Below are 11174 nucleotides of genomic sequence, written 5' to 3'. Positions count from 1 at the left end.
GCCGACCCCGGCCCCCCCAGCCCGGCGGACGCGGGCACCCCCCCCCGTTCGGCGCCCCCCCCGCCGGGGGCGGGGCCATCACCCTCCATGCCCGCGCCCGCTTGTGTTGGCGCCTGAGGCAAGGACCCAGCCCCCTGCCTCAGGCCTCCTGCATCACTGCCGGTTCGATGTGCGGGGCCGCCTCGGCGTCCGCGGCTTCGACCGCCTCCGCGTCCGCGGCCTCGACCGCGTGCGTGGCCAGCACAACGCCCGGAGCCGGCAACCCGCCGGTCAGTGAAAGGATGATGCCCTGCGCCACTTCGCGGAGCGAGAGGTCCCGGTTTTTGGCTGCCTTGGTGAGGGCCAGAAGCGCTTCGTCGTAGGAGCACTGGTCCTGGCCCATGACCACGCCGCACGCGGTGTCGATTCCGGTGCGGCTGAGGAGCGCGGTGCGGAGTTCCGCGGAGAGCACCAGGTCAGCCCTGATCTGCAGGGCCAGCGTGAGGCTTTTGGCGGCAACGTCGGAGAAGGACAGGATGTGGGCGGCGGTAGCCGGGGCGAACACGTTCGCTTCCACCGCGTAGAACGTCAGTGCGGCGCGGTAGCCGCGCGTGAGCTGCAGCGGGACGGCCGCGGCGGACCGGAAGCCGGCGGCTCTGAGGTTGGTGAGGTATCCGGGTGGCCACCGGTCATCCTGGCAGTGATCGTTGAGGACGATGGACAATCCGCCGTTCAGTGCCCGCGCTGTGGGGCCCCGCCCGGTGTGTTGTTCCCAGCGCGAAAGTTCGCCGGCGCCGTCGTGCGTTGCCGCAGTGCAGGGTGTGGCCTCCGGCCGCAGCAGTGTCACTGTGCTTTCCACGGGCGAACCCGCAAGATCTGTGGCTATCGAGGCGGCCGCCCGGGCAAGCGAGCGCGCCAAGGCTGCTTCGGAGTGCCCGCGGATGTTCAACAGGACGCCTGTGTCCCGCACAACGAACTGAGCTTCAGTTTGCATGGTCCAACCCCCAGAGTCGGTATCCATTCATTGTATGAACCCCGTCAAGAGGGCGCCCGAGTAGTGAGTACTCGCTTTTGAAGCGGCCCTAGGATGGAAGCATGGAAACCGAATCTGGCGCTGTGCCTGCGGGCGTTAGCCCTGACGAGCAACGCGAGGAGGCAGCGGACCTCGCCGACTTCCGTGCTGCGAAAGCCCAGGACGACGGCTCGCGTGTGAGCCTCGCCGAGCTTGAGGCTCAAATCTAACAGCCGTCAGGCCGAAGCGGCCTTCGGCGGGATCTGTTGGATGACCCACCGGTTGCCGTCCGGGTCGCTGAAATGGGCGAACAGGAAGCCGCCCAGGTCCTGGACCTCGCTGATGGGGGCGCCGCGGCCCAGCAGTTCGCTGCGCGCCGAAGCCATGTCAGGGACAACCAGCTGGAGCCCCTCGAGGCTGCCCGGCACCATGGTGTTCATGCCGGTGCCGATGACGATCGACGCGGCTGATCCCGGCGGGGTCAGCTGGACAACGCGCATCCCCGGGATGTGTTCGGCGTCGTGATCGAGCACGAAGCCCAGCTGGTCAGTGTAGAAGGCCTTGGCCCTGTCCACGTCGGAAACGGGCACCTGCACAACTTCGAGTCGGAGTTCCATGCGGCCACCCTACGGCAGGAGCGCTACTTGTCGAAGTAGGTGGCGGGTTCCTCGCCGGAGACCTTGAGGACGATCTCCTCGGCAACGTCGCGAAGCTTCTGGTTCCGGTGGCTGGAGACCTTCATCAGGATGGCCATGGCGTCGGCCTGGCTGCAGCGGTTCTGGCCCATGACGATCCCGCACGCGAGGTTGATGGCTGTGCGGCTGGACATCGCTGCGGCGAGATCGTCCGCGGCGGCCTCGGCGGTGCCCACCCTGACGGCGAGGCGGACGGCGCGGCCGGCGATCTGGGCGAAGCGGTCAGCCTCGCGGATGATCTCCTCGGTGAACACTCCGGTGGAGGGCGCGAAGAAGTTCAGGGCGGCGCTGGCATCTTCACTCAGTTCCATGGGCACGCCAAGGACGCTCAGGCAGCCCTCCTCCACCAGGAACCTCTGGTAGCCGGGCCAGCGCGGATCGGTGCGGGCATCGGCCATGAGGACGGGCTTTTTCAGTTTCAGCGCCAGGATGCACGGACCGTCGCCCACCCGCTGCTCGATCTTGTCCAGGTGGATGGCCCGCGGACTGCTGCCGCCCACGGTGGCGGTCTTCTTGGAATGTTTGAGCGTGACTCCGCACTCAATATCGGACCCGGAGGACCGGCTGACAGCGGACACGGCAATGGCGGAGAGGCCGCCAAGGAAGTCCGCCACCGAGTCAGCGCCGATGATCAGGTCCTGTAGCTCAAGGAGCAGCTCATGGTCAGGCGAAGAAGTCATTCCCAAATTCTAGGCCTTGCCCGGCAGCGCAAGCACCTAAACAGCCGCGGGAGCCTCGGTGACTACGATCTCCAGGGCTTCAGGATCCAGCAGTTTCCGCGTGCCGGTCCTCGCGTCCCGGATCCAGATCAGTTCCAGTGAAGGTACGACGTCGGTCACCCGGCCCCGGTGGAAAAGCTTGCCGTTGTGCCACGCCTCGATGTAGTCGCCCGGCTGGAGTTTTACCTTCTGTGCCTGCTGTGTGCTCATGCTGTGCCCCCTGCTTATGATGTCCCCGTAGTCACAGCATGCCCCGGGAAGGTTGCCGGGGTGTTTCCATCCGGTGATTTCTCCGTGTCAGGATGACGGGAACCCGGGTCAGGCGTTGCGGGCCTCAACCACGTTGCGGGTCTCATTAAGCAGCAGCAGGATCGAGGGGAGCCCCAGCAGCAGTGCCGGTACGAGGACCAGGAGCCCGTACGCGTTGTACACCAGCAGCGAGGCTATGATCGCGGCGGTCAGTGCACCCACCAGTGACAGGGCGGGCCCGGAACGGCGGTCGCGTGCGAGCACCATGCACGCGATACCCAGGACCAGCGTAGCCAGCGCGATGACGAGGAGGATGGCGGCAACGGCGCGTGTATCCGTAAACGATGCATAGACGTCCAGGAATACCAGGCCCGAACAGAAGAGCAGCCATACGCCCAGCACCGTGGAGAGGATGCCGGCGGTGATCCGTGCCGGCGAGGCGTCCAGCTTGGGTGGTGCGGCCTGTGTTGGTGGCGTTGACTGATCAGTGTTCTCGCTCAACTTCGTCCCCCCCGGTTTGACCTTCCCAGCGAGCGGCAATAGTACCCCGGACCGGCTGCGGCTGCCGAGGAGTTGGCTAGTTTGTCTTTGCCCAGTTGTCGGCCCGTTCATCACGGGTTCACGGTCCCTTAGGTGGCACTGGCTGAATGGGGCGGGACATCAGCCGAATCCTTGGAGGAGACATCATGTCCAGTTCTTTTGCCACATCCCGCCGCCGGTTCCTCGCCCTGTCCGGGGGCGCGGCCGCGACAGCAGCCATCTACGGCTTCTCGACGGCCCCCGCGTGGGCTGAACCGCGCTTTCCGCAGAACCCCTTCACCATGGGCGTCGCATCCGGTGATCCCACACCGGACGGCGTCGTGCTGTGGACCCGGCTGGCCCCCGAACCACAGGCAGCAGACGGGCTGGGCGGCATGCCCCCGTACAAGGTGCAGGTGAGCTGGCAGGTTGCCGCCGACCCGGAATTCCGCACGGTGATCAAGGCAGGCAGTGAGAGCGCCACCCCTGAACTGGCGCACTCCGTGCATGCGGAAGTGGCCGGGCTGCGCCCCTCCGCGGACTACTGGTTCCGGTTCCGCGTCGGCAACGAGGAAAGCCCGGTCGGGCACACCCGCACAGCACCGGCTGCCGGATCGGACCCGGGAAAAATTACCTTCGCACTGGCCTCGTGCCAGTCGTGGGCGGGCGGCCGCTACGCCGCGTACCGCACCATGGCGCAAGAGGACCTCGACCTGGTGGTGCACGTGGGCGACTACACCTATGAGGGCAGGAACCACGAGACCCTCGCCGATTTCCGGAACAACCATGCAAAGTACAAGAGCTCGCCGGACCTGCAGGCAGCACACGCCCGCTTCCCGTTCGTGGTGACCTTCGATGACCACGAAATTGAAAACAACTGGGCCGACGGTGTGTCCCAGCCGGACAACGAGGCATCCAACCACCCGCAGCGCTTCCTCCAGTTGCGCGCGAACGCCTTCCAGGCCTACTACGAGCACCCGCCGCTGCGCCGCCCGCAACGGCCGACCGGCCCGGACATGGTCCTCTCTCGGGGACTGGACTACGGCAACCTGGCCAAGTTCCACGTCCTGGACACCCGCCAGTACCGTTCGGACCAGCTGACGGAGAACTTCCCGGGCGGCCCGCAGCACCCTGACGTCTACGACCCATCACGGACTTTTCTTGGGGATGCGCAGGAAGACTGGCTCTTCAAAGGCCTCGGCTCATCATCGGCCCGCTGGAACGTCCTCGCCCAGCAGACCATGATGGCCCAGTACGACTACGACCCGTCCGAGGTCCTTTCGGTCAACCACGACCAGTGGGACGGCTACGTTGTCTCACGCAACCGCCTCACCAACTTCATCAACCAGCAGAACCCGGCCAACCCGGTGATCCTGAGCGGTGACTGGCACTCCGCGTTCGTCAACGACGTCCTGCTCGACCACGCGGACCCGGCCTCGAAGATCGTCAGCACAGAGTTCGTTGGAACGTCCATCAGTTCCGGATGCGGCTGGGCCCAGGCGATCAAGAACGGCCTGCCAGCCAACCCGCACACGCAGTACATCAACCCGGACAAGCGAGGCTGGACCCGCTGTACGGTGACTCCGGATGAGTTCCGCAGCGATTACCTCGTGGTGGCTTCCGCCGCGGACACAACTGCACCGGCTGCCGTTGACGCCTCATTTGTGGTCCGCAACGGACAGGCCGGAGCCCAGCGCGTCTGACCTTTACGGGATATGGGCGGCCTGCGACCGTGCTGGCCGCCCATGCCCGAGGAGGGAGGCCTGCTACCGGAGAGTCGGGGCGTCCGGGATCTCCATCTGGAACCCGCAGACGCACCGCAGGACCCGGGTGGACAGGTAAACGCTGAGCGCCTCCGGGACCTGACGGTACGAGTAGCTGCCGTGGACGCTGCGGAGTTCGGTGCCCACGGCGGCCATGGGCCGGCCGCAGTGGATGTAATGGCTGCCGAACACCAGCACCTCAGGGGTGTTGCCGGGCCGGTTGAGGATCCGGGCCACCTCCGAAACGTCGGCGTCGCGGGTGCAGGGAACCCCGCACTCACTGCAGGTGAACGTCACCGCCACCATGAAGGGCGACCCCGCAAAGGGGGAGCCGGCGTCGAGCGCGTCTATGGCGGTGATTTCCAGAGTGTCGCCGTTCCCGCAGGTCAAACACTTCAGCGGGTCCGGCGGCGGACTCTGCGAGAGGGTGTCGTCGTCCGCCCTTACGGTCATCAGGCCACGGCCGGGTAGCTGGCCAGGATGTACTCGGCCGCAGCGGGGCCGTGCATCATGAGTTTGCTGTCACTCATGTCGATCCCGGACCGTTCCATGGCGGCGCGGAATGCCGCGTCGGAGTGTGGATGGAAGCCCTTGAGGAGGCACCAGCTGACATACAGCCCGTAGAGGCAGTCAGGGCCGAGGGGGCAGTCGCTGGTTGGATCGAAAATGGTGGCTTCATCGAGGAAATGCTGGTAGTGCGAGGTGGACATTGTGGCTCATTCCATGCCTGCATCCTGTGCCGCCGCGATGCTACAGCAGCTTCCCGCGGTCTATGCAGAAGGACCGGGTAAGGGGACGCCGCCGATGCGGATAAGTCCCGTCAACCGAATTTACATCCACTGCTCGCTGCTTGTATATAGCGCGGCCCGGTCCGCCTGTTCGCCCAACGCGCAACGGGGCCGCGGCACCTCGGGGGCTGTGGACGTCGAATCTTTTCGGCCACATTTCCTTTGGAGCTCGTAGCCGGGACGTGTCCGTGATCGTGGACATTCATGCTTGATTCTGCTTCGTCAGACGGGCAACATGAGAAGCAGCCGGGGGCGAGGAACCGCAGGTCAGGGCTTGAAACGAGTTCGAAGGAGAACAGTCTCGTGGCCCCTCAATTCCATCCACCACGCCAACCTCCTGGTTCCCGGGAGGGGACGGACGCCGGGGGCGGTAAGCTCCGGCGCTGGGTGGCCAGACACGGGCTACTCGCATACACGGTGCTCGCCTACGGGATCGCGTGGCCACTATTGGTCGGCGGATTTTTCGGGACCCAGGCGGGCGTTCTGGACCCTGACGGAGCCCTGGCGGCCGTGATGAACCAGGTTGCTGCCGCGGGCCCGCTGATTGCTGCCGTGGTGGTCCTTGCCCTGAGTCAGGGTGCGCGTGGCGTGAAGGAGCTGGCGCGGAGCCTTGTCCGGTGGCGGGTCCACCCCCTGTGGTACGCGTTCGTCTTTCTTGCTGTCCCGATTCTGGGGATCGCTGCGACCTGGGTCTTCCTTCCCGGGGCAACGGCTGCAGCCCTGGGGCAGAACTGGGCGCTGCTCTACACTCTGTTGCCGCTGGGCATTCTGAGCATTGCCTTCTTTACCGGGCTGGCCGAGGAGCCCGGATGGCGGGGGTATGCCCAGCCCGCTGCCAACCGGCGATATCCGCCCTTGCTTGCCGCGCTGATCGTTTCGGTGATCTGGGCGCTCTGGCACCTGCCGAACGCCCTGTTCGTGCAAAATCCCAGCGAGACCGTCGCCCATCTGCTGGCCACAGTCGTCAACGGTTTCGTCCTGGCGTGGGCCTACAACTCCACCAACGGCAGTGTCCTGATCGTGATGCTTCTCCATGGGGCGCAGAACGCCACAGGGGGACTGATCATCCGGATGTTCAGCGGTTCCGCAGATGGGCCGACCATCACCATGTACTACCTGATCTCGGCGTTGACGTTCGGAGCGCTCATGGCGGTGGTGGCGGTCCTGACCCGAGGACGGCTGGGCCTCTCCTCCCCAGGCAGTGCGGTCCCGGCGGAAGCAGACTCTCGGGACCAGGTCTGAGATCTATCGACACGATCGTTTTGCTGTGACCCCGGTCCGCAGCAGGTGAGCGCCAGGGGTGACATGAGCGCTGCGAAAACGCGCCGTTCATCGTTCGCAGAACCTCAACGGCCGTTCACAGCGAATATTGACTCAATCTTGCAATTAGTTTGACGGAACCTTAAGTGCCGTTCGTAAGAGTGGGCAGGGCCGGGAAAACGCGGCCAAAGCACGCTGTCCGTCCAACAGGGCTGGCCGCAGTTGAAACGATACGGGGACGCAATTGTCTAAGACTACGAACGCAAAGGTCGCGAACAGCGAAGCAGCCAGCTTCAGCCGCCGCAGGGTTGTCAAGGGTGTGGCGTGGTCGGTACCGGTTCTCGTGACCGCTGTTGCGGTTCCGCCAGCTTCGGCGTCGACGGGAGCGATAAGCGCAACCGCGACGTGGCTCAATGGTGCGACGCCTCAGTACTTCAAGATCGGTGGCGGCGGCACCAAGTTCGATGGAACTGGCCCCGGTGGGCGTGCAGTTCGCCGTTCGCTGGGGCAGCAAGGTCACACCCGAGCAGCAGGACAGCATGCGGTCGGCCTGGACAAGGTGCACCACCACTGAAACGCCCCTGGCTCCGCCGCTGCCGGACGAACCCAACGCGGACCAGCCTTACTCGGCCTCCGTCGAGTACAGGACCCCAACGCACGACGGCGGCACTTTCCTCCTGCAGGCCGCCTCCTTTGAGGAGCTGGCTGAGAACCTCACGTCCCGGCTCACCGTCGCCGCCATCTTGGCCAACGCGGGGGAGCTCATGATGCTCCACGCCTGCGGAGTCGCGGATCCGGCCACGGGTGCGGTGGTGGCGCTCGTGGCCAAGTCCGGGACCGGCAAGACCACGGCGGCCTCGCTGCTGGCCAGGACCTACGGGTACGTGACGGACGAAACCGTAGCCATCCACCCCGACGGCTCAATCGTTCCCTACCCCAAGCCGCTGTCCGTGAAGCAGGGGTCCGGCAAGCCCAAGCGCCAGGTGGGACCGGACCGGCTCGGCCTCCAGCCGGCACCCGCCAAGCCCTTCATCCAGTCCATCGTCCTGTTGGACCGGGTGGAAACCGGCGCCGCGCCAATGCTGACCAAGGTACCTCTGGCCGACGCCGTGCTCGCCCTGATCCCGGATTCGTCCTCGCAGGGCGCGATCGAGGAGCCGCTGCAGTCGCTATGCCGCCTGATCGACAGCGTCGGGGGAGTCTGGCAGGTGACCTACTCGGAAGCGTCGGACCTGCCGGCGGCACTGGCGCCGCTGTTCCGGAACCAGCTGAAGTCCAAGCCTAAGTGGGCAGCAGCAGCCACCGAAGCGCAAGAACCCGGACCCACCCCGGAAAACCACATCCGCCGCGCACCAGCCAAAGACGCCGTCACCATCGACGGCGACCTCCTGGTGATGCTGGAAGACGAGATCGTGCGGCTGAGCGGAATCGGCCCCGCCATCTGGGACGCCACGAAAAGGGCAATACCAATGGACCAACTCGCGGAAGAAGTCGCAAGAGTCCACGGCCGCCCGGAAGGCTACCGGGCCGCCGTCGTAAAGGCCACGGAACAGCTCGTCGGAAAAGCAGTCTTGAAAAACGGCGGCCGCTAGCCGCCAAGGCGCGTGGGGGACCACTCGATGCAATGACCCGGCAACGAAGACCGGGCCGGAACACACAAACTTTGAGTGGAAGGAACCATCTTGAGCGTCACCACAGCCACCCCCGGGGAAGCCCCCGCCGGCCTGGACCTATCGGACTACCTCCGGGTGGTCCGGACGTACTGGAAGGCCATCACCGCCTTCACCCTCCTGGCCACGCTGGCGGCGTTCGGCTGGACCGTTGTGCAGCCCAAGATCTACTCGTCCGATTCCAGCGGGATTGTGGTGACGCCGGGCTCGGACAACGTGAGCCTCTCACTCGCCGGCGACAGCCTGGCCAAGGCAAAGGTCAAGAACTACGAGTCCGTGGCCAAGTCGCGGCTCGTGGCGGACCGCGTCATCGCCTCCCTGGAGCTGAAAACTACTGCGGACGCCCTGCTCGGCACCATCAGCGTGAAGGTCCCGCTGGACACCGCCGAGATCCGCGTGACCGCCCAGTCCACGGACCCGGCCACCGCCCAGCGCGTGGCCGATGCCTGGGTCAACGGCCTCGCCGCCCAGGTGGAAGCGATCGAAACTGCACCTCCCGCCGAGACTGTTGTTGAGCCCGGTGCCGCAGCAGGGCCCGACGCCGGCACTCCAGCCGCCGCCCCGGCGTCGGCTGTGCGGGTGCTTCCGTTGGGCAAGGCAGTGCTCCCCACGAGTCCCGTTTCCCCCAACGTCAAGCTCACCCTGGCGTTGGGCGCGCTCGTGGGCCTGGCCCTCGGCGTGGCTTATGCGCTGGTCCGCCGGCACCTGGACCGGCGCCTCCGCAACTCCACCGAAATCGAGCGGCTCTTCGGCGTCCCCGTGATCGGCACCCTGCCCGTGGACCACCGCCTGGACGAGAAAAGCACCATCCTTGACGCCGGTACTGCTGAGGAAGTCCACGACGCCGGCGGGGCAATGCCCGAGGCCCTCCGCGAACTGCGCACCAACCTCAGCTTCCTTGATGTGGACCAGCCGCCGCGGATCATCGTGGTGACCAGCTCCGTGCAGGCAGAAGGCAAGTCCACCGTCACGGCCAACCTGGCTGTCACTCTGGCCGCAGCCGGGGAGAACGTTGTAGTGGTCGACGGCGACCTCCGCCGCCCCACCCTGGTGGACGTTTTCAACCTGGTTCCGGGAGTCGGGGTCACGGATGTTCTTACCGGCACTGCGGAGCTCGCCGATGTGCTTCAGCCCTGGGGTGCCCTGCCGAACCTCGCGGTCCTCGGCTCCGGCCGCATTCCGCCGAACCCCAGCGAACTGCTGGGATCGCAGGCCATGAAGAACATGCTCAACACCCTGGCCGAGAACGCAATCGTCCTGATCGACGCTCCTCCGCTGCTTCCTGTCACGGATGCGGCGGTCCTCTCCCGCGCGGCGGACGGTGCCATTGTGGTCATTCGGTCTGGCCGGACCACCCAGGAGCAGCTGGCTCAGTCGCTGGGAAACCTGGACAAGGTCAAGGGCCGCATCCTGGGCGCCGTCCTGAACTACGTCCCCACCCGCGGAACGGACGCCTACTCCTACTACGGAACCTACACCTCCGCAACGGCTCCAACTGCTGAGGCTGAGCCCGAGCTCGCTGCCGTCGGCCGCCGGGCGCGCGGTTAGGCCAAGATGGAGAACCAGGCCGACAAGACGCAACTGAGCATCCCTGAGGCCGTCCTCCTGGGCCACGCATTGGTGTCACGCGTAGCGGACAGCTTGGGGATCCGGGCCTTCTTCATCAAGGGTCCGGCGAGCGTGCTTCAGGGGCTGCGCCTGCCCAAGGTTTCGGCTGACGTGGATGTTTTTGTGGCGCCGGCCGATTTGGAGGCCATGGTCGGCGGCCTAAAGGAGCGTGGCTGGCGGGAGCGCCCCGTGGATCCGGACAGCACCACCTTTCCCAAGCACTCGGTCACTGTCGACCACCCGGAGTGGCCGTGCTGCATCGACGTCCACTTCCGGTTCCCGGGGATGGAGAATGATCCCGCCGACGCCTACGAACGGATGTGGGCCAACACCGAGGACCTTGAAGTTGCAGGCCAGAACGTCCGCGTTCCCGCAAAGCCGCTGGGCATCCTGATCCTGGCACTGCATTCCCTGCGCTCGACCCAGTTGCCGGCGTGCCGGCAGGAACTCGAATTTCTCGCGGAAGTCACAAAAAAGGATTCGCACGCAGGGGCAATTCTGGACATCTCGGCAGCCACAGGCTCACTTGCCGCCATACGCCCCTTCCTTGAGGACCTCCTTCCCGAGGCCGAGGCAGAGACGGTGGACTGGCCCGAGGCCTCCACGGAATGGCGCAACCGCTTGATGGCCAGAGAGCCGGGGAGTGCCCGCCTCATCGCCCTCGCCCAAGCTCCACTGAAGGACAAGCCAAGGATGCTGTTCCGTGCGGTTCTTCCGGTGCGTGAAGTCCACCTATCCCGTGACATCTATGCGGACATGTCCTTCCGCGGCCGGCTCGGCCAGCACCGGGACCGGTGGGTACGGTTCCTGCGCGCGGCACCCCGGATCGTGAAGGACCTCAGTCAAGCCGGCCGCCCCGCCGATAGGTAGCTTTTTCAGCAGTATGCTCTTCACGAGTGGTCCGGCCAGCCT

The 11174-nt window shown here is 65.8% G+C and carries 13 protein-coding genes; 6 read left to right on the top strand and 7 right to left on the bottom strand.

Going from position 1 to position 11174, the window contains the following annotated elements; genetic code table 11:
- Positions 1 to 139: 139 nt before the first annotated feature.
- Complete coding sequence (locus ACP7AX_RS18585) at positions 140 to 973, bottom strand: ANTAR domain-containing protein (RefSeq protein ID WP_426228596.1); 834 nt, start codon at positions 971 to 973, stop codon at positions 140 to 142.
- A gap of 101 nt (positions 974 to 1074) precedes the next feature.
- On the opposite strand from ACP7AX_RS18585, the gene ACP7AX_RS18580 reads away from it, so the two are divergent.
- Positions 1075 to 1221, top strand: a complete 147-nt coding sequence (locus ACP7AX_RS18580) for a hypothetical protein (RefSeq protein WP_426228594.1) — start codon at positions 1075 to 1077, stop codon at positions 1219 to 1221.
- 6 nt (positions 1222 to 1227) lie between these two features.
- On the opposite strand, the gene ACP7AX_RS18575 is transcribed toward ACP7AX_RS18580, so the two are convergent.
- From ACP7AX_RS18575 to ACP7AX_RS18560, 4 genes are all read right to left on the bottom strand, one after another.
- Positions 1228 to 1608: a VOC family protein gene (locus tag ACP7AX_RS18575; RefSeq protein ID WP_426228592.1), complete on the bottom strand. Its 381-nt coding sequence runs from the start codon at positions 1606 to 1608 to the stop codon at positions 1228 to 1230.
- Positions 1609 to 1631: 23 nt separating this feature from the next.
- Positions 1632 to 2366 carry a GAF and ANTAR domain-containing protein gene (locus ACP7AX_RS18570; protein ID WP_426228590.1) on the bottom strand — a complete coding sequence of 245 codons (735 nt, stop codon included), beginning with the start codon at positions 2364 to 2366 and terminating at the stop codon, positions 1632 to 1634.
- Between the two features lie 36 nt (positions 2367 to 2402).
- Entirely contained in the window at positions 2403 to 2615 is a 213-nt protein-coding gene (locus tag ACP7AX_RS18565) for a hypothetical protein (protein ID WP_426228588.1), read from the bottom strand.
- A 108-nt stretch (positions 2616 to 2723) separates the two neighbouring features.
- The gene (locus tag ACP7AX_RS18560; RefSeq protein WP_426228586.1) at positions 2724 to 3155 is read right to left on the bottom strand and encodes a hypothetical protein; all 432 of its coding nucleotides are present in this window, start codon (positions 3153 to 3155) and stop codon (positions 2724 to 2726) included.
- Positions 3156 to 3340: 185 nt separating this feature from the next.
- Between ACP7AX_RS18560 and ACP7AX_RS18555 the strand changes: the two genes are divergently transcribed.
- Positions 3341 to 4876, top strand: coding sequence for an alkaline phosphatase D family protein (locus tag ACP7AX_RS18555; protein WP_426228584.1), 1536 nt, complete (start codon positions 3341 to 3343; stop codon positions 4874 to 4876).
- Between the two features lie 63 nt (positions 4877 to 4939).
- Here ACP7AX_RS18555 and ACP7AX_RS18550 read toward each other — a convergent pair whose 3' ends face one another.
- On the bottom strand, positions 4940 to 5389 hold the full coding sequence (locus ACP7AX_RS18550) for a hypothetical protein (RefSeq protein ID WP_426228582.1): 450 nt from the start codon (positions 5387 to 5389) through the stop codon (positions 4940 to 4942).
- On the bottom strand, positions 5389 to 5646 hold the full coding sequence (locus ACP7AX_RS18545) for a hypothetical protein (RefSeq protein WP_426228580.1): 258 nt from the start codon (positions 5644 to 5646) through the stop codon (positions 5389 to 5391). The genes ACP7AX_RS18550 and ACP7AX_RS18545 overlap by 1 nt, the downstream gene beginning before the upstream one ends.
- 465 nt (positions 5647 to 6111) lie before the next feature.
- Between ACP7AX_RS18545 and ACP7AX_RS18540 the strand changes: the two genes are divergently transcribed.
- The 4 genes from ACP7AX_RS18540 (at position 6112) to ACP7AX_RS18525 (ending at position 11132) form a co-directional block, all read left to right on the top strand.
- On the top strand, positions 6112 to 6966 hold the full coding sequence (locus tag ACP7AX_RS18540) for a CPBP family intramembrane glutamic endopeptidase (RefSeq protein WP_426228578.1): 855 nt from the start codon (positions 6112 to 6114) through the stop codon (positions 6964 to 6966).
- Between the two features lie 431 nt (positions 6967 to 7397).
- Entirely contained in the window at positions 7398 to 8576 is a 1179-nt protein-coding gene (locus ACP7AX_RS18535) for an ATP-binding protein (protein WP_426228576.1), read from the top strand.
- A gap of 90 nt (positions 8577 to 8666) precedes the next feature.
- Positions 8667 to 10202, top strand: a complete 1536-nt coding sequence (locus ACP7AX_RS18530; protein ID WP_426228574.1) for a polysaccharide biosynthesis tyrosine autokinase — start codon at positions 8667 to 8669, stop codon at positions 10200 to 10202.
- 6 nt (positions 10203 to 10208) lie between these two features.
- Positions 10209 to 11132 (top strand): nucleotidyltransferase family protein, encoded by a 924-nt coding sequence (locus ACP7AX_RS18525; protein ID WP_426228572.1) that lies wholly within the window; start codon positions 10209 to 10211, stop codon positions 11130 to 11132.
- Positions 11133 to 11174 lie beyond the last annotated feature (42 nt).

It is taken from the genome of Pseudarthrobacter sp. DSP2-3-2b1 (assembly GCF_049895945.1).
Lineage (GTDB): Bacteria > Actinomycetota > Actinomycetes > Actinomycetales > Micrococcaceae > Arthrobacter.
Note: the sequence above shows the minus strand (reverse complement) of the source record. Positions and strands in the feature narration are given on the sequence as shown.

Coding starts and splice junctions, on each gene's coding strand:
- ACP7AX_RS18585 (WP_426228596.1), bottom strand. CDS start 973: ATGCAAACTGAAGCTCAGTTCGTTGTGCGGGACACAGGCGTCCTGTTG.
- ACP7AX_RS18580 (WP_426228594.1), top strand. CDS start 1,075: ATGGAAACCGAATCTGGCGCTGTGCCTGCGGGCGTTAGCCCTGACGAG.
- ACP7AX_RS18575 (WP_426228592.1), bottom strand. CDS start 1,608: ATGGAACTCCGACTCGAAGTTGTGCAGGTGCCCGTTTCCGACGTGGAC.
- ACP7AX_RS18570 (WP_426228590.1), bottom strand. CDS start 2,366: ATGACTTCTTCGCCTGACCATGAGCTGCTCCTTGAGCTACAGGACCTG.
- ACP7AX_RS18565 (WP_426228588.1), bottom strand. CDS start 2,615: ATGAGCACACAGCAGGCACAGAAGGTAAAACTCCAGCCGGGCGACTAC.
- ACP7AX_RS18555 (WP_426228584.1), top strand. CDS start 3,341: ATGTCCAGTTCTTTTGCCACATCCCGCCGCCGGTTCCTCGCCCTGTCC.
- ACP7AX_RS18550 (WP_426228582.1), bottom strand. CDS start 5,389: ATGACCGTAAGGGCGGACGACGACACCCTCTCGCAGAGTCCGCCGCCG.
- ACP7AX_RS18545 (WP_426228580.1), bottom strand. CDS start 5,646: ATGTCCACCTCGCACTACCAGCATTTCCTCGATGAAGCCACCATTTTC.
- ACP7AX_RS18535 (WP_426228576.1), top strand. CDS start 7,398: ATGGTGCGACGCCTCAGTACTTCAAGATCGGTGGCGGCGGCACCAAGT.
- ACP7AX_RS18525 (WP_426228572.1), top strand. CDS start 10,209: ATGGAGAACCAGGCCGACAAGACGCAACTGAGCATCCCTGAGGCCGTC.